The following is a 23,506-nucleotide window of genomic DNA, read 5'->3' as shown; positions in this document are numbered from 1 at the left end:
AAAGACTTGATCGGCGACAGCGATCTATAACTCGAAAAATGTGCTACTGGTGGAATTTAGATCGGTACCAGCGACTTGGAGCACAAAAATTTAGTGTCCGAAGCTATTTTCTCAATAGAAAAGGCACTCCCAGCCAACAGAACCGGAAATGCCCTCTACTTAACTATGGAATTTGGATGTTTAAGAAGAAGATGACGACCGTAATGGTGAGAATGCTAAGCAGCGTCGATAAAAATACGGCTTGCGAAGCGAACTCCTTCTCGTTGTCGAATTCCACCGCGAGCAGCACGCTGCTTAGAGACGTTGGAACCGCAGACGAGACGATAAGCGCGGCAGTTGTTAGTTTGTCGAGCGGCATGATTCCCACGGTGTTCCAGATCATTATAATGCCCCAAGCCAGCAGCGGGCCCGCGATTAACCTTAGCACAACCGCTATGGAAACATCGACGGCAAGTGATCGCTTGATGCGCCACTCCATGCTTCCCAGTTGTACGCCAAGCGTAATGAGCGCCGTTCCAAAAAACGCATCGGCCAAGTAAGTAATCGGCATCTGAAGCGCTCCCGGTACCGGAACGTTTAGCCATCTGAGCGCCAACGCTCCCGGGATCACATAGATGACCGGCATGGACAGAATGGTTCGCCATACTTGCTTCATATCCGCCTTATGCGCGTTCACGTTGTAGATGCCCCATGTATTAGGAATAAGCGACTGAACAACCATGACGATAATCTGGACCGCGAGCGTGTGGCTCATTCCGGAGAAAGCCAATTGATTTAGCGGTATGCCATAGTTCGCGCTGTTGTAAAAGAGCACGCTGTTCTTCATGGCGCTTCTCATACTCGCCTTGTAGCCCCTTAAGCGAATGACAATCTCGACGATGGCATATTGCGCGAACATGAATAATAACAGAAACAGGAACACTTTGCCGATTAGCGATAACTCAAGTTTCTGATTGTACAGCAAGTTAAACATGAGCGCGGGTGAAAACAGATAAAAGTTCAGCTTCGACAGCGTCTTGATATCGAGCTTGAACGCCCGCATTAACACGATGCCGAGTCCAATCAGCACGCCCATAGGAAGTACGTTATTCATTAAAATGTGCATGAAAACCGTCATGATGATCTCTTCTTTCCAAGTCGGTGATGCGCTAAACATGTCAGCGTGATAAATGGGCGAGCCGTGCAATTGCCGCTATCGGCCTTGGTTCCCCTCCAACTTCGAGGCAATTCGAAACAACCCTTCCCCGAGAGCCTTCCTCCCTCTACGACGGAAGATCCCCAATAAAGTCTACCAGCATAAACGACTCCTGACTATACCTTTGGCCAAATTCGCTTGCGATAAAAACATCCTGGCCGCTCATGCTCTGCATTCCCTTTCCTTGCCAAACCTAGTCTGACAGATTTGCTGCGTTCAATATTCGATGCTCGTCCTCATAAAGCTAGCTCTACGTCTACCTTCCTCCCCCGAACAGCCCCCTCCTTCTGATCCGCGGTACCGCTCGACTCCAGACTTACCCTAGTCACTAATCCAGCACCGAACCTGCTTCCGCTTGCGGGAATTGCAACTCGTACAGTTGGCTATATCGTCCTTGCCTGCGAAGCAACTCTTCATGCGATCCGCTTTCGAGAATGCGGCCTTGCTCCAGCACGTAAATACGGTCGGCCTGCTGGATGGTCGACAGTCGATGGGCGATGACGAGGCAAGTGCGGCCCTTCAGCAGAACGGCGAGCGCATCCTGAATATGCTGCTCCGATTCCGAATCGAGCGATGCCGTCGCTTCGTCGAGGATAATAATGCGCGGATTTTTCAGAATGGCTCTCGCGATGGAGATACGCTGCTTCTGTCCCCCCGACAGCTTGACACCGCGCTCTCCTATTCCCGTATCGTAGCCGTCCGGGAACGCGCTGATAAATGTATCCGCATTCGCGGCTCTCGCAGCCGCGATAACCTCCTCATCCGAGGCGTTCGCATTGCCGTACCGGATATTTTCGCCGATTGTGCCGTTGAACAAGACGATGTCCTGAGACACGATGCCAATCTGTTCTCTTATCGAATCCAGCTTTACATCCTTTAAGGAGTGGCCGTCTATAGTGATGTCGCCCGACTTCGGATCGTAGAAACGCGGAATCAGATGCGCGATCGTCGTTTTGCCGGAGCCCGACGAACCGACCAACGCCGTAATGCGTCCCGCTTCCAGCTCCAGATTGAAGCCGCTCAGCACCTTCGCATCTCCCGAATAAACAAAATCCACATCGCGGAATACGATATGCCCGCGTACCGGCGGAAGCACAACCGCATCCGCCTTCTCCACGATATCCGCCTTCGTGTTCATCACTTCCATGATGCGCTCGTAGGCGGCTGCGGATTGTTGAACCGAATTAATAATGCGGCTGAAGTGGCGAATCGGATTCTGCAGCAGACGCAAATACGCGATAAACGCCACGATCGTGCCGACGGACATATCGCCCCGCATCGCCAGCCAAGCTCCGAACACGAGAACGATAGCCAGACCGACGAAGTTAAGAAAGTCGATGATCGGCTCGTAAGCGGCCCTCAATCGGACAACCTGGATGTTGGCGTCCATATTGATGCGCGTCCTTTCGGAGAACCGTTCGGACTCGTATTCCTCCTTCGTAAAAGACTTGATCAGCCGAATGCCGGTCAACGAATTCTGAAGATGATCGCTAACGTCCGCCACCGACTCCTGCACCTTGCGGAATGATGAACGCATTCGCCTGCCGAACAGGCGCGTCGTCATAATCATAAGCGGGAACGTCGCGAGCAGCAGCAGCGTCAGCCGCCAATCGATCCACAGCATATAAACGGCAATCGCCGTAAAAGTGAAAAAATCGGTAAATAGCTGCATCATGCTCGAGGAGATAAGCTGCTGCAGGATGCCAACGTCGTTCGTGACCCTCGACATCAGATCCCCGGTTCGATTACGGTCGAAAAAAGCGATGTCCAGGTTCTGCATATGGCGATAAAGATCGTTGCGGAATTTGTAAAGCACCGTCTGCCCTATGGTCGCCATCAGAGACGTGCTTAGGTACCGCAGCAAACCAAGCGCCAGAGCGGAGCCCCACACGCCTGCTCCGATGTAGATCAGCTTGTCGTACTGCTTGCCTGGGATAACCTGATCGATCGTATACCTAGTAAGCTGCGGAACGATAAATTCCAGCAGCGACACGCCGATGACGCATACGACGGCCAAAGCAATCGCGCGCCACTCCTGACGCGCATGCGAATAGATTCGGGCGAACATGCCATAGATGCTGGCGGGCTTCGCCTTCTCGCCGGTGCCGAACCTGCCCATGCCCATTCCTCTGCCGGGACGGTAGGCGCCTGTCGGATTTGCATTGCCGCTCATTCCGCTCCCTCCCCGGGATCTCTTCCCGCCACATTGCTAACAGATTCAACAACGGCTCCCACGATCCCGGAATCCTTCTCCCCCGTAATCCCCCGCAGTTCGCTCCTCAATGCCGCGAGAGTCTCTCGAAGCCGCGTTGCAAGAGCTGCGTCAGCGAGCGCCGCCCGCTCCGCCGCCTTGAGCAAATGAATCAGCTCCTTGCCGGCAGGCGTCAGCCTGCGATTGCGTCGCACGCCGCCCGGCTCTTGCGATTCGCCCTCCTCGTCCTGCCCCTCTCGCACTCGCTCCCTCGTCTCCCATTCTCCCGATGCGCCGGCTTCGGACGTTTCGGCACGGCCCAGCTCCTCTTGCAAGTAGCTTCTGCCTTCTTCCGTTATTTGAAAAACCCGTTTGCCATCCTGCTTGTACGGCTCTACCAAGCCTTGATCCCGCAGCATCTGCAGCGTCGGATAGATGGAACCCGCGCTGGGCTTATACGTGCCGCCGGACTGTTCTTCAAGCGCCTTCATCATTTGATAGCCGTGCATATTCTCGTGCGAAAGCAGCTCCAACAGCGCATATTTCACGCCGCCTCTGGTGAAGTAGCGCCTGCCGGAACCGCTCGTGTCGCGTTCGTTGCCCCGATGGAGAAACAATTGTTCCTCCGGTAGCCATTGCTCGCTCATATCGCGAACACCTCCAATGCGATATATCGTTATTATTTTAAATTCTATACGATATATCGCATTATGGCAATTGTATGGATAAACAAAATGATTAGACCGAATGTATTGCATTCGCGCGGTCGGTAACCTATCTTCTTATGCTTTTCTCGACCGACGGCCATATTCAAGTTCGAATATTCCGAAAATTGATGTTGATTCAACCAATCACTAGATTTATAATAATCATTAAATAAATGGGATGCGTAACTGGCGAGAACGTAGATCACTACGGGGGAGCGCATTCGTCAAACTAGCCGTTCGCCTGGGCAAAGCATTTGGTTGATTTTAACCAAATGCTTTTCTATTTTTCGAGGAGAGTGTCGGATGAGAAAGGCGAAAAAAGTAGCAGTGCTGCTGTATGAACAAGTGGATGCTTTGGACGTGACAGGTCCGTTCGAAGCGTTCGCAGTGGCGAGCAACTGGGGGCAGCACTTTCAGGTTTATACGGTCGCCCTGGAATCGAACGCGCCGATTCGGACAATCAGCGGTTTGACAATTCAACCAGACTTCGATTCCTCAGAATGTCCGGTGCCGGACATTCTGATCGTTCCGGGAGGCTGGGGGGCACGCAAAGAGATGCACAATGAAAAGTTGACCGACTGGATCAACGAAACTTCACGACGGGCTGCATTTACGCTTTCTGTCTGCACGGGGGCTCTGCTGCTCGCCAAGGCCGGACTTCTCGATGAATTGCGCGCGACCACCAATCAGCGAGCCATGGATTTGCTAAAGGAGTACGCACCGGCGAGCGCAACGCTGGTGGAGAACGTCCGATACGTGGACAATGGCCGCATCATTACATCTGCAGGCGTTACGGCCGGCATAGATGCGGCTTTGCATCTTGTCGCGAAGCTTCACGGGGAAGAGTTGGCGATCGATACTGCGTCAAGGCTGGAGCATAACTGGAGACGTGAGCCTTCCGAAGAACTCGCTATCCGAAGGGCAACGGCTGAAGACGTCGACTGTATCCGCTCCTTGCTTATTGATGCAGCGCAATGGATTCATTCGGCGCATGGCTTCTGGCAATGGCGGGTTGAAAGCTTCGAACGCGAGATTGTCGAAGCATTTGTCCGGGATCATGAAGTGTTCGTCGCGGCATTTGGGAATGAGCCGGTGGGTTGCTTCTCTGTCCATTGGGGGCGCGAGGAAATATGGGGAGAGCAATTTCATGATGACGCGGGGTACGTTCATCGGTTATGCGTCTCACGCAAACGAAAAGGAGAAGGAATCGGCCGTGAGCTCATTCGATACGCGGAAAGTTATATTGGGGACAGGGGAAAAAGCTGGCTGCGCCTCGACTGCATGGCTGACAACCCTAGCCTTAATGCCTTCTACCTCAGTCTCGGATTTGTCTTGCAGGGGCGCTTCGACGAGAGCCTCTGGAGCGCCAATTTGTACGAGAGGGAGATTCTAGGAAAAGCAACCCGCCACTAAGCCACATGCATCCTTCGTCATGGACCCACGATCTGAGCAGCCTGCAAAATCGAAGGGGCTGCTTGTTGAAATAGCTCACTTGATGGATGAAACGTCAAAAATGAAGAAATGGCGGTGCAGTTCATTATCCCTTCACCGCCATTTTTGGCTTTTGGTCTATTGCCGCCTTCTTAAGCAAATTGTGAGCGAGCGAAAAGCCGAAACGTCGTTATTGTTGCTGTTACGAGCTCCATAGTCGTTATTAACGCCTATGGGATGTTTTTGTTGCAGTGAATCGGTCAAGGATTGGTATCCCGCGACCATTTCCGTGTCTATGTGCATTACTGTCTCGCTATTATTTTTATCCTTTGGGACAGCCCCCAATTTCCGTTTCTTCCCCTTCTACCTGGATTGAACGCTCTCCTTCGCGGCAGCGTCATGCTCCCCCTGGGAATGACGGTACAGCTCCTCGTAATAGCCGGCCGCGTCCAGAAGCTCTTGATGCGTTCCCTGCTCTACGATCTCGCCCTTGCTCATGACCAGAATGCGGTCCGCTCCCATAATTGTCGACAGTCTGTGGGCGATGACCAGCGTCGTGCGGCCGACGGCAACCAGATTCAGCGCATTCTGAATCAGCTGCTCGGTATGGGAATCGAGATTGGCGGTCGCTTCGTCGAGAATCAAAATTTTCGGCTTGAACACGATGATCCGCGCGAAGGAGATCAACTGCCTCTCCCCGGCGGACAACCCGCTGCCGCGTTCGGACAGGCGCGTATCGTAGCCATCCTTCATCCGCCCGATAATCTCGCCCGCACCGATAAATTCGCAAGCCTCGATGACCTCTTCGCGGGATATGCCGGGATCGAACAAACGCACATTGTCGAGCACGGTGCCCGAATACAGGTAGGGCTCCTGCTGCACAAGCCCGACGATCCGATGAAGATCCCGCTGCGGTATCTCCCTCACGTCGTGGCCGTCAATGAGGACGCTCCCCGCGCTCACGTCATAGAATCGGCATAACAAACTGATCAGCGAGCTTTTGCCCGCGCCGGTCGTGCCGACAATGCCGACCAGCTCGCCCGCATTTACATGAAGATCGAGGCCCTTGATAACGGGCGCTCCGTCGCCATAGGCGAATGTGACCCCGTTAAAATCGATTTTCCCTTTTATCTCTTCCCTCTTAAAGGGAACGGTCTCCGCCTTGTCGTCCACTTCCGGCTTAATGGCGAAGATGCTCCAGACCCGATTGATCGCCACCGTGGCGGACTGCAGCGTATTCCATTGCTGCGTAATCGTATTGATCGGCTGGAAGAACATGCGAATGTACGTGATGAAAGCATACAACACGCCGAACTCCAGCTCCTGACCGAGCACGGCCCGGCCTCCGAGCCAGACGACGAAGGCGATCGCGATGTTGTTCAAGATCTCGAACGTGCGGTTGAATACGACATTGGTCCGGATTTCCCTTACGTTCGCGCGGAAATAGGAATCGTTCCGCTCCCGGAACTGCCGCTTCTGCTCCTCCTGCTGATGAAAGACCTGGATCAGGTTCATCCCGGACAAGTTCTCCGCCACGAAAGCCACAAGGCGGGAAAGCCGAGTTCGGGCCATCTGATACGTTTCGCGCATGAAGGAACGGAAGGCGATCGCGATGCCCGCTATAATCGGAACGAGAATGAGGCAATACAGCGTCAGCTGCGGGTCGAGCTGGAACATGAGCACCAAAATGAACAACAACGTCAATCCGTCGCGGAACAAGCTCAGCACGACCTGGTTAAAAAATTGGTTGATCGCCTCCGTATCGCTGGATACGTGGGTAATGAGGCTGCCGCTCGGGACGCGGTCGAAGTAGGACATCGACAGCTTGCCGATATGCGCGAACAACCGCTTACGTATGCTGGCGACGATGCTTTGGCCGGCCTTCTGGAGCAAGTTATTTTGCAAGTAGGAAAATATTAAACTTAATAAGGATAAAGCCATATAAATGCCGCAAACGAGCAGCAGCCCCTTGTAATCGTTCCTTCCCGACATCAAATTATCGTCGATCGCGATCTTGACCAAGTATGGCTGAAGCAGCTCCGCCGTAATGGCGATAAGCGTACAGACGATAAATCCCGCGAACGTCAGCCGATGTTCTTGGATATAACCGGATAACGCCTTGAACGTCGAGATGTACTTCGGCTTGACCTGAGGCGCGGACAGATCGGCCTTCTGGTCCATCTGCCAATTGTTAATGGCCTGTGCCATTCCGCATCGTCCCCTCTTCCTGAATGTCGTGCAGCGTCCGGTACAATCCGTTCTTGGCCAGCAATTCCTCATGGGTGCCGCGCTCCACGATTGCGCCTCCGTCCATGACGACAATGGCGTCCGCATGCTTCAGAGCGCTGATCCGGTGGGCGATGACGATCGTCGTCTTGCCCCGGCGAATCTCGCGGATCGTCTCCATGATCTCGGTCTCGGTCACGGCGTCCACCGCGCTGACGCTATCGTCCAATACGAGAATCGGCGCATCCTTAATGATCCCCCGGGCCAGGCTGGTACGCTGGCGCTGTCCGCCGGACAACGTGACGCCGCGCTCGCCGAGCCGGGTTTCGAACTTGTCAGGGAACTCGATAATATTGTCGTAGACCCGCGCCAGCTTCGCCGCCCGCTCCACTTCGGGCAATTCCGAGTCGCGCTTGTAGAACGCGATATTCTCCCGAATGGTAGAACTGAACAGGAAGCCGTCCTGAGGCACGTAGGCAATGCCCTCCCGCAAGCTCTTGAGACTGAGACGGCGAACGTCCTCCCCGCCGATCCATATCGTGCCCGGAGGCGGATCATAGGTGCGGAGCAGCAGCTTCATGAGCGTCGTCTTGCCGCTGCCGGTTCTGCCGATGATGCCGAGCGTCGTGCCGGGAGCTAGGCTCAGGTTAATATCGCGCAGTACCTCCCGCTGAGCCTCCCCGCCGCTCGAGTCATTGCCGCCCGGTCCGGGCTCCCGCTTGCTCTCCGCCACGGAGGCACTCCGGCCCTTCTTGTCACCGGCGCCCGGCACGCTGTCCGCCTTCATCTTCCTCTCGCCTTCGACAGCCGTCTCAGACTCTCCGTAAGCGAACGTTAATCCCCTTACCTCGATGCCCGCGCCGGAGGAAGAATCCAGTTCAAACGCTTCTTCGTCCTCGGTGATGTCCGGCCGCTGCGACAGCAGATTGTTTAGCCGCTCCAGCGAAGCGCGGGCCCGCTGCACGACGTTGATGACGTTGCCTATCTGCTGCAGCGGATTCATAAGCATACGGATATACAGCGTAAGGGCGACGAATCCGCCAAGGGTTATCGTCCCGTTAATCGTCAGGTACCCGCCGAACGCCAACGCGATGATCAGCGACGTCGCCCCGAGGAAAGGGACAAGCGACTGGAAGAAGGAGGAGACGCGAACCAGGCTGAGCTGCCTGCTCCGAATGCGGTCCACCGTCGCCCCGAACCGCGCCCCCATCACTTCCTCGACGGCGAATTTCTTCGTCACGCGAATGCCGCCGAATTGCTCCTCCGCCGATTCCGTCATCGCCCCGAGCGCTTCCTGCACGCCCATCGAACGTTTTTTGATCATGGGTCCGAACCAGGCCACCACGACCGGGATGAGAAGCAGCGGGAAGATGCTGGCCGAGACCAGATAAAGCGGAACATCCGTCAAAAGCAGCATAACGACGGTCGAAATAAGAAGCATCGACGCCCCTGCCGTCTGATTGACGCCCATGGAGATCGACTCCCTCACGGCCGTGACGTCGTTCATGAAGTAGCTGAGCAGCTTCCCGACGCCGTTGCGGGAGTAGAACCGTTCGCTAAGCCCCGCGAAATGAATAAACAGCTTGCGTCGGTTCATGAATTCGAAGAATCGGCCCGTGTACATGACCAGATATTGCGCGAAGCCGCCGATAATCGCGTACCCCGACCCGATCGCAAGCAGAATCCAGCTATACTGGATGACAGAGTCCAGCGTCAGAACTCCTTCCTTCAGCTCGTCGGTGAAATTCCCCAGCACGCGCGGGAAGTTTACATGCACGATGCTGGCAATCAGATGGAGACTGATGGACAAGACGTAATACAACCAGGTTTTACGGAAAAAATCGGCCAAAATGCGTTGTGAATCCAACCTCTGTTCACTTCCCGTCTCAAGGGCGTGTATGCATACACGCCCTAAAAAATTATTCTACCAGCCCCGTTCTCTCCACGCCCTCCACGAACCACCGCTGAGTGAACGCATACAGCACGAGCAGCGGCAGAATGATGAGGAACGCCGCTCCCATTTTAACCGGTTCAAGGAAGGCTCTGAGTCCTCCCTCCTGCGCTTCCATCGCCAATTGGGCATTCAGCTTGGATAAGCCGACGGACAGCGGAACATCGGATGCGCCGAACATATACATGGATGGGAAGTAGGCATCGTTCCACGCCCATACGAACGAAAATAAAAAAACGACGATGATCGCCGAACGCGAAATGGGAAGCATGACCCGAAAGAAGATGCGAAGCGCGCCCGCTCCGTCGATGCGGGCCGCCTCCTCCATCTCCTTCGGCAGCGTAGAGAAAAACTGGCGGAAAATCAAAACAAACAATGCGCCCTTGAGCCCGTGTCCGAATACCGCCGGCACGATAAGCGGCCAGAACGTGTTGATCCAGCCCAGCTCCTTGAACAACAGGATGGACGGCAGGATCGTCACCTGAGGCGGCATGATGAACGTGAACAACAGCGCGGCGAACCAGAACCTTTTGAACGGAAAATCAAGACGCGCGAACGCGTAGCCGGCTACGGCGCAGGAAAATACTTGCAGCACGGCCGACAACGTCGATACGGTCAAGCTTACGCCAAAACTTTTCGCATAGTCCAGCATTTCTATCGCTTCCGACAGATGTCCTCCGTATACGCCCGTCGGCACCCAGATAACGGCGGGGTCCAGCAAATCCGGCGCTCCCTTAATCATCGTGGTGACCATATAGAAGACGGGCTTCAAATAAATAAAAGCCACGTCGATCAGCAGCAGGTACATAAGAAGGCGAAACAGCAGTCCTTTGTCCGCCTCCCTGCCTAGCAGCTTAAACTTCAGCCCGGCGAGAATCCCCTTTCTGCCAAACCCGGCCGGAGAGGACCCGCGCCTTGTCTTGATCCACGGTATACTTTCAAGCGACAGCTTGGCCATAATGCCCCTCCTCTCTATCATTGACGTCTAGGCGATAACGAAGCATTGATTCGCGTGTAGATCAGCAGCGCAAGCGCAACGAACAGCAGCACGATCATGAAGTAGATCCAGGCAAGCGCGCTGGACAGACCGTAGTTCTCCGTCGTCACTTTGCTGATGATGGGGTTGGACGGATACGTAAACAGATCCACGATCGTGAAGATCACGTTAAGGAAGATAAAGGGCACCATGCCCGGAAGCGTAATCTTCCAGAAGGTGCTCCATGGATCGGCGCCGTCGATGCGCGCCGCTTCGTACACGGTTCGCGCGATGGTCTGGCGGCCGGCGAGGAAGATCAGAATCTGGACGCCGGAGTACCAGAGCACGAGCACGAAGGAGCCGATGACATTGCCGATCGGTCCCGCCCAGGAAGGCGGCAAATAGCGGGCAAGCATATAATCGATCCGAAGCGACGAAATAATGCCGAGGGACCCTTCGCCCTGAGCGATGAATTCGCCGATGATCTGCCCCGACGCAAAAATGACCGGCAGGAAGAAGATGACGCGGAACGCCGTTCTTCCCGCGAATTTCAGATTAAGCAGGATCGCGATCATCAAAGAGAACACGATAATGATCGGGATCATGACGAGCGCTTCCCTAAGGAACGGCACCAGATCGTCGTAGAGCAGCCCTCCGTCGGCGAACAGAATCTCGCGATAATATTGCACGCCGATGGGAGTCGTCTGCACGCCCGTCACCGTAATCCGCACCTGATGGAAGCTCATGTACAGCGAATAGAAGAGAGGGAACGCCACGAACGCGAGGAAGCCAATGATCCACGGCGCGATAAACATCGAGCCTTCTAGCTTGCGCTGCGCCGTCTTCTTATTCATAGGCCTTCCCCTCCTTCCTGATGGCGAAATCGGATGCGCCTACGACGTAGCCGTCTCCTTGATATGGCTCCGCGTTGTAATTGACGATAACGGCATGACCGTTTTCGTAGACCGTTTTCTTGACGCCCGGCGCGAGCGTCGCGTGATCGACGATGAACGCGTCCTGGACATCGCGCAGCGCCTCGTTCAACCTCTCGTACTGTTCGGCCGCCACGTCGATCCAGTCCTTGTAGTTCATGCTGTAATACCAGACGGAATAAGCCTTTTTAAACGCTCCGGACGCTGCCGCCGTGAATACGTAAGCCGGGTACGCTCCGTACTCCACGCTCTTTAAGTAATCGCTCCTGTATTCGTCGCGCAGGTTCCCCCACTCCGATGTATACGTCACAAGTCCATGCAGGGCGATCTGGGCGAAAGGAACGGCTTCGTCCACGAAAATATCGTAGGAGTAGTCGTCGGCCATACGGTGAATATGGGAAATGCCGGGCAGCGAATAAAACGAAGCGTTCTCCGCAGCTGCATATCCGATCCCATCCGCCGTTGCGGCGAGCACGGCTTGCTGGCCGTCCAGCACCTCCGACCTCGTCGCCCGGTTGCGGCTGTTGAAGTCGGTATTCAGCGAGCTTCCTATGCCGCCAGTGAACAAAATTCCGTCCACGCCCAGCTTCCCGTACTCCGGCAGATCGTCCAGCGCTTCACGGAATGAATAGAGCGGACTGACGATCGGCACATCTTCTTCCTTGGCCGGCAGCGGCTGATAGAGCAGCGTGCCCGCCAAATTCCGAAGGCCGTCGTTCAAACTCCAGAAGCCGCCCCGGCCGCTGTTGTTGAGCGAGTAGTTGGCGGCCAGGAGCAGCTTGCCGCCGAGCTCGCCTGCCGTATTCGCCAGCGACTCCAGCCCCTTGTCGCCGCCGATTCTCCGATCGGCCGGGAGCAATCCGCCGTGCGAACTGTAGCCGTAGCGTTGCCAGCCGTGATAGATGGCCGTAATGCTGCCTATGCCCGCATCCGTCAGCTCGCGCAGCATCCTCTCCGCTTCTCCCGTCGTCGTGCCCACGATGTAATCGTCCCACAGCGGACCTTGCTTCAGATCCGCCGCCACGATGTCGGCGAAGAACGGAATGTCGCCGTCCCCGGACGGCAGGCGCTGCAAGCCGCGCTCCTGAATCAAATAATCGCGGAATTTCGCGGCCATGGCGGGATAGCCGACATCCTCTCCCTCCAGCAAGTAATAACGGACGCTCCGCTCCGCGGCTTCGAACCGCTCCTTGCTGAACGTGTAGAAACCCTCGACGCCGCGGCGGTCGGTGCTTTGGAAAAATTTGATACGGTACTGCCACTCCGCCGTGATCCAGTTGCCGTTGCCAAGAGAACCCGCCGGCGCCGCGAACAGCTTGGCGTATTCCTCGCCTTCCGTCAGCACGCCGAGGAACGACTGCTCCCCCGACTTGAGGCCGAAGACGGGCATCTTAACCTCGCTTCTGTTCGTCACCTCGTTGTAGAAGGCCAGATCGGAGCCGTATACCGGCTCCCGATAGACGGACTTGTCGTTGCTCCGGTTCTCGTCGAAGCGGGCAAGCGCGCCGGATCCGTCCGGCAGCAGCAAGTAACCTTTCTTGTCGATCGACGGCTGCGAGCCGAACATCGGGTACGCCTTCAGGTTAAGAAGACTTAACGCTTCTTCCGTAATTCCGCCGTCTATGATCTTCACCTCGACGTAATCCCCCCGAAGCGCGACCTCAATGGGAATCTTGAAGCCCGTAGAGTTAAAATGGTAGGTCGCGCGGAAACCGTCGTCCAGCTCCTCGAACTCCAGGACGCCGCGCTCTTCCATCCAGTTCGTCAGCTTCGTCTGCGACTTGGAGCTCGAAGCGTCGATGTATTCCAGCATGACCGGCGACAGCAGATTGCTGCGCCAGACGCCGCTTGTCGTTTCATCCTCCCAGTAAGCCGGCTCCGGGTAGGATCGCCAGACGTTGCCGCTGTTCTTGCTCTCCGCCTTAAAGTGTCCCGTCTCCGCGTCGGCCCATAGAATAAGGGAAGCCGACTCGGCTACCCTCGCGAAGCTTTCCTCGTTCGGCAGTCTGGGTTCAATGGGAGAGGACTGATTCCTCGAAGCGGAAGCCTCGTCTTGAACAGCCTCCCCGGCGGCCGTTGTCGCGTCGACCTGCCCGACCGCTGTTCCATCGCGCTGAATCAGCCAGAACATGGCACCGAGAAGGAGGATTATAGCGACGCCAACCGAAACCAATGCCAGAACCCTCCGTTTCATCGAATGGCCACCTCCTGATAGATGGAATAGATAAAGCCGACCAATTCGCTGGTCAGGCTGAACGTGATGAAGATGAGAATAGCCATAATGAACATGGTGAGCACGGTCAGGAACAAATTTTTGACGGTCTCCCCGACGCTGTAATTCTGAATGCCCTGCACTTGCCAAAACAGCAGCAGTCCCGCCCAACCGTACAAGCCGTATTCCAGAAATCCGTAAATAGACGCTTCGTTAAGCGTCATGACTCCGGACAAAACGGTGAGCGGCACGCCGACGATCGCGAAGGGAAACATCGCATACGCGCTCGCCGTGTAGACATCCCGGAATCGTCCTTCCCCTTGATTAAGGGAGCTGACCAGGTAGCTGGCGACGACGAAGCCCAGCCAGACGACCGCGAATTGCAGCAGTGGGGTCAAGACGCTGGCATCCACTATAATAGAAGGATTATAGATGAAGTTCGTGCCGGAGCGAATGAAACCGTACGAGGCAAGCGCGATCAGCAGCACCGCGCTCCCGCCGGCCACGCTCCCCTTGCCCTCGTGTCTGATGCCGTAGAAGCCGTCAAGCGGGTGGCGAATCAGGTACGATACGATGCCTAGCTGGGTCGACACCGCCTTCCATCCTCGCCAGAATTCTCTCCGCTTCCGGGCACGCTCCTTCCCGTACCGCCGTCCCAGCTTCTTGGCCAGCAGAAAGATCAGGAAGAAGACGATGGCGGCGTTCATGAACAGCCCGAATTGGCTTTGGAACCACAGCAGTCTGTTCTGCCAGAAGGAATCGGAGTAGCCCTGCGCGAGGCCGATATCCTTGAACAGCCTTTGCGCCTCGGCGTAATCTCCGCGCTTGTAAGCCGCTTTTGCCAATCCCAGCACGGCCGGGGCGTAATAGGCATTCTGGCGATAGACTTCCCGCCATAACGGCTCGCTGTCTTCATAACGTCCGTCCTGCGTCAAGCTGTTGGCCTGGTGCACCAGTGCTCCGAATTCCGTCAATTCGTACTTCTGAATGACGTTGTTCTCGCTGTCAAGAATGTACAGATTGTTGGAAGAATCGTTCGCGACGGCCGCCGGAGTCTTTACGAGACCGAGCTTCGTCGTCGTGTCTCCCGCGGCGCCGCCCCAGAAGAACAGCAGATTGCCATTGCCGTCGTATTGGCTGACGACGTTCAGCCGGGAATCGACCACCGTCATGTTGCCGTCGGCGTCCACGGTCAGATCGTTTAATTGCGGAGCCGTCTGCCGTACGGCGTTCGGGTCCCGTATCGTTTCTCCAAAGCGGCCATCCGACAAAGAATCGGCGAATTCCCCCTTGCCGGACAGCTGATCGAGACCGGCGATGTTCAGCTTTTTGAGCTGACCCTGCCCGACCTCCTTGGTGACCGTATAGATGAAACCTTCTCCGTTCTGATCGACGCTCGTAATGGATCCCGGCAGCTTGCTGATCTCGCGCTCGTACATCTCCCGCGTATACAGAAGACGCTTCACGCTGTCGACGAAGGAAAAGCTTGTGCGGTTGGCGCCGAAGAAACCTTGAAATTCGCCCTTGGGATCCAGTTGCAGCAATCCTTGATAACCGCCAAGCGTGGCGATGTACAGAAATCCGCGTTTGTCGACGACGAGCTTGACGGGGTCGAACTTAAACGAATCCGGGATCAGCTTGGAGTCCGGCCGGCCGTATTCCGAGAGCACTTCTCCTTCCGCGCTGACGCGGAGCACGCGATTATTGCCCGTATCGGCAATGTAGATATCGCCGTTGTCATGCACGAACAGCCCTTGCGGACGATTGAGCGGATTATCGGGAAAGGACAGAATGCGCACGAGTTCTCCGCCGCTGTCCAGATGTACGATCCGATTGTTGTTCGTATCCGCGATATAGAGCTCATCCTGAGCATCGATAAACAAATCCTGCGGCTGATTAAGCGGAGAATGCTTCAGCCCCCCCTCGCTTTCGGGGTCGGGGATGAACAGCTCCCGGCCAAGCGCGCCTTCGGGGCGATATGCCGTCTGAATGCGATATTGCTGATGATATTGGTCTTTGTAGTACGTCTGGTATGGCACATCCGCATGCGCCTTGCCCGGATAGACCGCAAGAAACGCGATCGTCGCCGCGGCGGTCAGCTGCAACGCGCGCAGCGCTAGCCGTCTCTTCATCTCTTCTCCCTCCGCTCTTATTTGATTCCGGAATGCGCCATCGTGGCGATCACCTTGCTCTGAAGGATGACGAACACGATGAGGTTCGGCACGAACATGATAAGGGAAGCCACGGCTGCCGCGCCTTGCATTGCCACGTTGTTGGCCAGGTTGTTCGTCAGGGTCGACAGGAAGAAGGCGAAGCTCTTCATCTCGTCGTCCAGCATGAACAGCGCCGAGGTTTCGATATTCCCCCACGAGTTCTGGAAAGCCAGAATCGCGACCGTCGCGATGGCGGGCATGCAAACCGGCACTACGATGCGAAGGAAAACGACGAATTCGCTAGCCCCGTCGATCCTGGCCGCCTCCAGAAGCGAATCCGGGATTTGGTCCACGAACTGCTTCAGCAGGAATACCCCGATGGGCATCGCCATGAGCGGCAGCAAGTGGGCAAAGTACGTGTTCATGATGCCGATCTCGCTGACGACCAGATAACGCGGAATCTGCACGACCTCCGGCGCGAACATCAGCGTCAGAAGAATGGCGGCGAACACGAAGCCCGCTCCCGGGAAGCGGTGCTTGGAGAGCGGGAAGGCGCACAGCGCGCTGACGCCCGTCACGAGCAGCACCGCGAGCGCCGATACGAACACGCTGTTGAACAGGTACCGGATCATGGGGACGGTGGAGCGCGCCGTCACGGCGAGCAGCTCGTTTACATTCTGCAGCGAAGGCTCCTGAACGAAGAATGTCGGCGGATACAGGAACAGCTCGTGGTAGGGCTTGAAGGCATGGCCTACAATATAGACGATCGGCAGCAGCATGAATACCGACAACACGATAAGCAATAATGTGAGCAGCTTCTGAAAGCCGTCCATCGCCGACAGGCGGGGGCGTCTCCGAAGCTTCAGCAGCGAGCGCAGCGCGTTCATCTATTCATCTCCCTTCGAGCCGAACAAGCCCCAGCTTAATTTGTTGGACGCGTACATTAATAGAAGCAGGAAAACCGAGATAGCCGCCGCATATCCCATCTCGAACCGGATGAAACCAAAGTCGTCGATATGGTTAATGATGAGATGGCCGGAATAGGCGGGCGTCGGGTTGACGCCGGACAGCTCCACACCAATTGCGCCGGTCTTAAAGGTCGTAACGATCGCCATGACGGCGCCGAACAGCATCTGCGGCTTCATGGACGGAATCGTGATATACCAAATTTCCTGAAGACGGCTCTTCATGCCGTCGATGCGGGCGGCCTCGTAATAATCCTTGTTCACGTTCAGAATGCCGGCCAGCATCGCGAGGAAACCAACTCCCATGCTGGACCATAACGTCACGCCGATCATGGCATTCATCAGATAGCCGGGATCGGTGACCCACAGCTGCGGCGTGTCGATCCAGCCGAGCCTGAGCAGCACGCTGTTGAGATAGCCGATCCTATCCCCCGTCAGCAAAGGCAGCCAGACGATGGACATCGCGATGCCGATCGTAAGCGACGGCGTATACATCGCCAGCGCGAACCACTTGCGTGTGACCGCAGGAAGCTGCGAGATGAGCCAAGCGAGCAGGAAAGCCGCGATATAGCCGCCCGGACCTACGATAATGGCGAACTTGAACGTATTCGGCAGCGCGTGCTTCAGGAACAGCAAATCCTGCGAGATGAGATATTGAAAGTTCTGCCAGCCAATGAAACGCGGCGACTCGATTGCGTTGAAGTACGTGAAGCTTAAAGCGACCGCGGCCAAGACGGGAACGACGATGAAGGCGACGAAACAAAGCATGAACGGCGCGATAAACAGATAGCTCAGGCGATAACTCCACACTTCGTTCAGCAGCGTTCTGAAGCGGCCCGGCGATCGAACAGAAACCGATACCGCTTCGGATGGAGAGACCGGTCTTCCCAGCTCGGACCTCGATTCCCTCAATGCCGCGGTTCCTCCTGCTCCGGTCTTACTTGACATAACGATTCACCTCGTCCCATGGCTCCTTCACGATCGGGAAGTCCAATGTCCTCAGCGGGTTGCCCTCCGCGTCTACGAAGCCGAACTCTTGCTGCTTCCGCAGCAGCTCCCGGTTGATGTCCAGAATGGACGCCTCCAGCGACGCCCTGTAGTTCATGCCGTCTATGACGGAGCGTACCCACGCGTTATTAAGCTCGCGCCCCATGAAGTATCCGCCGGGCGGATTCTCCTTCTCTTTATACCAGGCCCACTGCCGCAGAATAACGTTGGCGTCCTCCCGCTTCCAGGGCAGTTGGACGAACGCTTCGATATTGGCGGTGTTCCAGCGGAACGACACGCCGTTGATCGCCTCCAGGTCGGAGCCGTAACGCACTTGCGTCTCCGTGGACACCCACCATTTCAGAAACTCCCATGCTTCGTCCTTCTTCTGCGATTCCTGGAATACGACGCCGGTCGTCTGCTGGCCGCCCGCCCAACGCTTTATGGAGCCGTCCCCCTGTTCGACGCCGGGAATGAGCGCGATGCCCCATCGACCGTTCAGCTCCGGCGCCGCCGCGGAGAGCTGCACGTACATGTTATAATCAGAGATGCCGATGGGCATCTTGCCGCTCCGGAAGTGCTGATAGAAGCTCGGCACTTGCTTCTCCAAGGCATACATATTAAACAAGTCGGTCCACTGCTTGAAGGCGGCGAAGCCCTCCGGCGTATCCAGTCCCGTCGCGAAGCCGTCCGGCGTATAAAATTCCACGTCATTCTGCGAGATGAACGGGAGAAATTCTCCTGGATCAATATAGAAATTCATGAAGTGCTGTTGCAGCGTCGGCAGCAGATCGTATACATCCTGCCACGTCTCCGGTATGTCCAGCCCAAGCTCCCTCATAATGTCCTTTCGATAATAAAGCACCTGGAAGGATTGCGTCTCGGGCACCGCGTAGTACCCCTTATCGTAGTAGAGCGCCTGCCAGGAGCCCGGGCTGTACCGCTCGTAGATGTCCCCGAAGTCATCGAACTGGGACAAATCGTACACGCTCCCCCGAATCGCATAGTCGACGGGCAAATCCTGGTTAAGGCCCAACGCCACATCCGGCTGTAAGCCAGCCGCGTTCGACATGACGAGGAGCTGCGGGTTCGGCAGCAGATTCACCTTTACTTTGATGCCGGTGAGCGGCGTAAACGTCTCATCCGCAAGATCCTGCAGCTGAGTCACGTAATCGCGGCCGCGCAGCACCCAGACGTTAAGCTCCCTGTCGTCCATCTCGCCCAGACTTTGACGCGTGTTAAAGGAATAGAAGAAGTTCGCAGCAACTCCAGCCGCTTTATCCACCCACGATGCGGTCATATTCGGAAAGCTCTTGTCGCTCGGAGCGATGAAGATCTCGTCAAGCTGCAAAGGCTGCTTGTGCATATTGACCACGAAATTGTTGATCTTCTCCGTAATGGAGGATATTTCGTCGATATGGTACGGAATTTCGTCCGGAACACGCAGCAGGCTGCGGATATCGCCGGCCGAAGAGCGGAAGCCTTCGCTTGCGCTGTCCTTGCGCCCGTTCACTTCTTCCATGCCCGCCGCCAGCGCATCCAGATTGGAAGCCGCCTGCTCCAGCTGCTCCCGCAGCCCCGGCAGATCGCGATCGATCTTCCATGTCCGGTTGCGGTCGGTTTGACCGCTGGTCATGGAGCTGAGATCCTGCTCGATGTCCCGCAGCAGGGCGCTCAAATTTTCGATGCCCCGCACGATGGGGCTTACCGCTGCATGCGTCAGCGCGATCGACAGCGTGTGTTTGCCCTGCTCCAAATATACGAGGAAGGGTTCCCCCGTATCGTCGGACAAGACGACTTTCTGCCAATCGGAGTGATACGGGAAACGATACGTCAGCCATTCCCGAAACGGCACTTCGCCGTCGATCCGGATCGTGCGGAACGAAGCCTTCTGGGAGAAGCGGTTCTGCAACGCCCTCAGCCCGATCTTGTAATAGCCGCTCTCCGCGACGTCGAACTCCCAGCCTACCTCCTGGTTCGGCCAGTCCCAGCGCACGCCGCCCATCGTGTTATAAGTGATGCGTCCCTCGGCTCTGGGAACGGTGCGCCAGTCGCGGTCCCACATCATAACGACGGACGGATCGTTTTTCCATGTCATTCGCTCGGCTTGAATCGTCAGCACCTCGGCGTCCCCCGATGCGGCTTCGCCATACGTCGCGGCAACCTCCCCGTACGGTAGCGGAGTCCGCGGCGGCTCAAGCGTCAGCTCGGAGATCGCGATGGGCTCGTAGCCCTCCAGCCGGATCGTATGTTTGCCCGGTGTGAAGTGCCATCGAAACGGTTCGGCGTAATTCGCTCCCGAATCGGCAAACGGATGGGTCGACCATCCCGATATGTCCTCGGCTACGGGGCGGATTTCATCCCCGTCGTCGTTTTTTTTCAGCTCGTCCTTGTCCCTCCACAATCTGTATAACGTAATGGAAGAAGCCTCCCGGAACGGGCGGGAGCCGTCTATCGTGACATCCCATACGATCGGACGGGTGTAGCCATCTCCCATAAGCGGATGGTAGGACGCGTAAATTTCGTACAAGCCCTCTTCCGCCACGGTTACCTCGTACTCCACCCAGTTCGTATCCTTGGATTCCCATATCAGGACGCCGCTCTTCCCCTCGTATTCGCCTACGGTCAGCGCGCTGTCGCTTGATCTGGCGGATGGCGTACCGGCAGGGATCGTTATGCGAGACTCGGCGTTCTGTATGCCCTCCGACCCCAGCCCCGCCAGCACCTTGGCATAGTAGGGCTCCAGCTCCGCTTCCGCGATGGAGCGGTCGTCCCATTCCCGGAAGCCCGCCAGCTCTCCGCTCGGCTCGTAGGTCCCCGACAATCCCTTTGCTCCATTCGCCGGCGCCATAAAAGCGGCCAGCAGCAGCACGGCGACGACCAGCGCGATCAGAATTCCGAACAATACCCTTTTGCCGCCGTATTTTCTCGTCATTCGTTATCTCTCCTTTCCGCCATGACTTCGCCGTCTTCAATTGAACTCTTTGAACACCCTCATTTAGTGCGTCAACCTTTGTCCGCTGTCCGCATCGAAGAACAACGCCTTCGACATGTCCATGACGATTCTCAGCTTCTCGTTCTCTTCGCAGCGATAGTAAGCCTCGACCCGGACCACCAGCGGCTTATCTTGACCGATATCCAGATGCAGGAACCGGTCGGCTCCCATCAGCTCGCTGACCTTGTAGATGCCCGTCAAGACGGAGTCCGAATACAGCCCCTCGGGGCCGATATGCTCCGGACGTATGCCAAGCGTAATCCGGCGGCCGATCTTGTTATGCTTGCGCAGCAGATCGGCGGAATCCTTCGGAATCCGAAGTCCGAACCGCGAGGTGTTAAAGAGCAGGCTGCCGCCGGGCTCCTCGACGACCTTTCCTTCCACGAAGTTGATCTGGGGAGAACCGATAAAGCTTGCGACGAACGTATTGCTCGGCGTCTGATAGACGGCCTCGGGCGTATCGATCTGCTGAATGATGCCGTCCTTCATGACGACGATCCTGTCCGCCATCGTCATCGCTTCGATCTGGTCATGCGTCACGTAGATGAAGGTCGCGCCCAGCGACTTGTGCAGCTTGATCAGTTCCATCCGCATCTGAACGCGCAGCTTCGCGTCCAGATTGGATAACGGCTCATCCATCAGAAACACCTTGGGATCGCGCACGATCGCCCTGCCCAGCGCGACGCGCTGGCGCTGCCCTCCAGATAGTTCCTTCGGTTTGCGATTCAAGTAAGGCTCTATCTCCAGCACCCGGGCCGCGCGGCGCACCGCGAGATCGATTTCGTGGCGCGGCTGCTTGCGCAGGCGCAGGCCGAATGCGATGTTTTCGTAGACGCTCATGTTGGGGTATAAAGCGTAATTCTGGAATACCATGGCGATGTCGCGGTCCTTTGGCGGCAGATCGTTGACGAGCTGCTCGCCGATGTAGACCTCGCCCTCCGTAATGTCCTCCAGTCCCGCTATCATCCGCAGCGTCGTCGATTTGCCGCAGCCGGAGGGGCCGACGAAGACAAGAAATTCCTTATCCCTGATGTCGAGATGGAAGTCGTCCACGACGTTCTGCTTATCCTTGCCGTATCGCTTATACAAGTGCTGAATCGATATGCTTGCCATCCCGCCCGCCTCCTATGAGATGCAAAGGGACCGCCGCTTGCTTGGCGACGATCCCGCTTCGCTTGCTTACTTGCTCGTATTGTTCAGCGTCTCCAGTTCCTTTTCGATTCCTTCCTGGGCTACGCGCAGCGCCGTATTGACGTCCACGCCGTCGACGGCGATGCTGCGCTCCGCCTCCGTCAGGAATTTGCGCACTTTGCTTTCGAATTTGTGAGGCTTGATCGCGTTGCGCGGCGGCGCTTTGAAAATATTTTCGACCGTCTTGCCCTCCAGCACCGGAATATCCTGTCCGTACACTTCCTCGAACTGCTTGCCTTCCACCGTTGGCACGCGTCCCGCCTTGGCAAGCGCAAGCTGCGACTCGTCCGTCAGCAGATTCGCGATGACTTGGAAAGCCAAATCCTTATGTTTGCTCGCCTTCGTCACGACCAGGGAATGCACGTTGACCGCTTTGCCCGTGCCGAGGTTCTCCTCGAAATTCGGGAACGGCGCGAAATCCCAGTTCAGCTCGATTCCTTGCTGGCGCAGCTCCTCGAGAGGTCCCAGCAAGTGGGCGATATTGTAAGCGACGATGGCCAGATTCTGTTCATTAAAGAAAATATCGTCGTCGTTCGCATATTGGTATCGACCATCGGCACCGATATATCCCGGCACTTCATAGCTCTTCTGCAGCTGCTCGAACACTTTGCGCCATTGCGGCGTCGTCACGTCGGCTTTGCCCGTCTCCGGGTCGATAATGAACAGATCAAGTCCGGTCGCGATGTTGCTGGAGCCGAATAGATCGATGCCGACATAGTCCACGCCATTGTCGCTGCGCGTTACCGATTTGCCGACCTCGATGGCTTGATTCCAGCTCATTTGCTCATTCGGCGGATACGAAGCCCCGAACTTGTCGAAGATGTCCTTGTTATAGAAAATAACGGGCAGGTTCACGGAGAACGGGATAGCCGCCACCCCCTCTTCCGGCGAATACTTCTGAACGACGTCCAGCACGACCGGCTTGAGACGGCTTAGATCAACGTTATGTTTCTCGATATAAGGCGCCAGATTCTCCACTAGATCCAGGTCTTTAAGCGTCGTGGCAATGGAAGTCGTCGACACGAACATAATGTCGGGAACCTCGCCAGACGTAATGAGCGGTTCAAGCTCAACATCCTCAGGCGCGTCCACCCACTCCAACGTGACATGCGGGAATTTCTCCTTCGTCTGCTGCAGCAGCGTCTTCTCGAATTCCGCTTGCGTGACGGTAATGCCCGCCCGAAGCACCTTCAGCGTGACAGGCTCCTGATTGTCTTTCCCCTTCTCTGTGGCCGTCGGCGTCGTGCCGCCGCTTGTATCGGCTCCCGAACCGTTTTTGGTTCCGCCGCTGCATGCCGCAAGCATCGTGATCATCATCATTAACGACAATAGAATAAGTCCAGCCCTTTTCATCTTTCATTCTCCTCTTGTGGGTCGAGTTTATATATTAATAA

General features: G+C 56.2%; 15 protein-coding genes and 1 riboswitch. Of the genes, 1 reads left to right on the top strand and 14 read right to left on the bottom strand.

All coding sequences use genetic code 11. The features are described from left to right. Window positions 1-163: 163 nt before the first annotated feature. The 3 genes from B1748_RS01515 to B1748_RS01505 all read right to left on the bottom strand — a co-directional run bounded on the left by B1748_RS01515 (window position 164) and on the right by B1748_RS01505 (window position 4,033). Window positions 164-1,117, bottom strand: a complete 954-nt coding sequence (locus B1748_RS01515) for an AEC family transporter (protein ID WP_087566093.1) — start codon at window positions 1,115-1,117, stop codon at window positions 164-166. Window positions 1,118-1,523: 406 nt separating this feature from the next. After that, complete coding sequence (locus tag B1748_RS01510; RefSeq protein WP_087566092.1) at window positions 1,524-3,368, bottom strand: ABC transporter ATP-binding protein; 1,845 nt, start codon at window positions 3,366-3,368, stop codon at window positions 1,524-1,526. Next, window positions 3,365-4,033 carry a PadR family transcriptional regulator gene (locus B1748_RS01505; protein ID WP_179215311.1) on the bottom strand — a complete coding sequence of 223 codons (669 nt, stop codon included), beginning with the start codon at window positions 4,031-4,033 and terminating at the stop codon, window positions 3,365-3,367. Before B1748_RS01505 ends, B1748_RS01510 begins: the two co-directional genes overlap by 4 nt. Window positions 4,034-4,265: 232 nt before the next feature. Continuing rightward, a riboswitch (ZMP/ZTP riboswitch) is annotated at window positions 4,266-4,347 on the top strand. A 49-nt stretch (window positions 4,348-4,396) separates the two neighbouring features. On the opposite strand from B1748_RS01505, the gene B1748_RS01500 reads away from it, so the two are divergent. Further along, entirely contained in the window at window positions 4,397-5,506 is a 1,110-nt protein-coding gene (locus tag B1748_RS01500; protein WP_087566090.1) for a GNAT family N-acetyltransferase, read from the top strand. A 381-nt stretch (window positions 5,507-5,887) separates the two neighbouring features. Here B1748_RS01500 and B1748_RS01495 read toward each other — a convergent pair whose 3' ends face one another. The 11 genes from B1748_RS01495 to B1748_RS01445 form a co-directional block, all read right to left on the bottom strand. Beyond that, entirely contained in the window at window positions 5,888-7,732 is a 1,845-nt protein-coding gene (locus B1748_RS01495) for an ABC transporter ATP-binding protein (RefSeq protein ID WP_087566089.1), read from the bottom strand. Beyond that, the gene (locus B1748_RS01490; protein WP_087566088.1) at window positions 7,716-9,617 is read right to left on the bottom strand and encodes an ABC transporter ATP-binding protein; all 1,902 of its coding nucleotides are present in this window, start codon (window positions 9,615-9,617) and stop codon (window positions 7,716-7,718) included. The genes B1748_RS01495 and B1748_RS01490 overlap by 17 nt, the downstream gene beginning before the upstream one ends. 52 nt (window positions 9,618-9,669) lie before the next feature. Then, on the bottom strand, window positions 9,670-10,659 hold the full coding sequence (locus B1748_RS01485; RefSeq protein WP_087566087.1) for a carbohydrate ABC transporter permease: 990 nt from the start codon (window positions 10,657-10,659) through the stop codon (window positions 9,670-9,672). 17 nt (window positions 10,660-10,676) lie between these two features. After that, window positions 10,677-11,531, bottom strand: a complete 855-nt coding sequence (locus B1748_RS01480; RefSeq protein WP_087566086.1) for a carbohydrate ABC transporter permease — start codon at window positions 11,529-11,531, stop codon at window positions 10,677-10,679. After that, window positions 11,524-13,803 (bottom strand): DUF5696 domain-containing protein, encoded by a 2,280-nt coding sequence (locus B1748_RS01475; protein ID WP_087566085.1) that lies wholly within the window; start codon window positions 13,801-13,803, stop codon window positions 11,524-11,526. The genes B1748_RS01480 and B1748_RS01475 overlap by 8 nt, the downstream gene beginning before the upstream one ends. Next, complete coding sequence (locus tag B1748_RS01470; RefSeq protein WP_087566084.1) at window positions 13,800-15,953, bottom strand: YIP1 family protein; 2,154 nt, start codon at window positions 15,951-15,953, stop codon at window positions 13,800-13,802. Before B1748_RS01470 ends, B1748_RS01475 begins: the two co-directional genes overlap by 4 nt. Before the next feature lie 17 nt (window positions 15,954-15,970). Then, window positions 15,971-16,861, bottom strand: coding sequence for a carbohydrate ABC transporter permease (locus B1748_RS01465; protein ID WP_087566083.1), 891 nt, complete (start codon window positions 16,859-16,861; stop codon window positions 15,971-15,973). Continuing rightward, window positions 16,862-17,830 carry a carbohydrate ABC transporter permease gene (locus tag B1748_RS01460; protein WP_373271242.1) on the bottom strand — a complete coding sequence of 323 codons (969 nt, stop codon included), beginning with the start codon at window positions 17,828-17,830 and terminating at the stop codon, window positions 16,862-16,864. Window positions 17,831-17,876: 46 nt separating this feature from the next. Beyond that, window positions 17,877-20,861, bottom strand: coding sequence for an extracellular solute-binding protein (locus B1748_RS01455; RefSeq protein WP_087566081.1), 2,985 nt, complete (start codon window positions 20,859-20,861; stop codon window positions 17,877-17,879). Between the two features lie 63 nt (window positions 20,862-20,924). Further along, window positions 20,925-22,034 (bottom strand): ABC transporter ATP-binding protein, encoded by a 1,110-nt coding sequence (locus B1748_RS01450; protein ID WP_087566080.1) that lies wholly within the window; start codon window positions 22,032-22,034, stop codon window positions 20,925-20,927. A gap of 66 nt (window positions 22,035-22,100) precedes the next feature. Then, complete coding sequence (locus tag B1748_RS01445; protein WP_087566079.1) at window positions 22,101-23,465, bottom strand: ABC transporter substrate-binding protein; 1,365 nt, start codon at window positions 23,463-23,465, stop codon at window positions 22,101-22,103. Window positions 23,466-23,506 lie beyond the last annotated feature (41 nt).

Source organism: Paenibacillus sp. MY03, assembly GCF_002165585.1.
GTDB lineage: Bacteria > Bacillota > Bacilli > Paenibacillales > Paenibacillaceae > Pristimantibacillus > Pristimantibacillus agaridevorans.
This window is presented reverse-complemented; position numbering and strand designations above follow the sequence as displayed.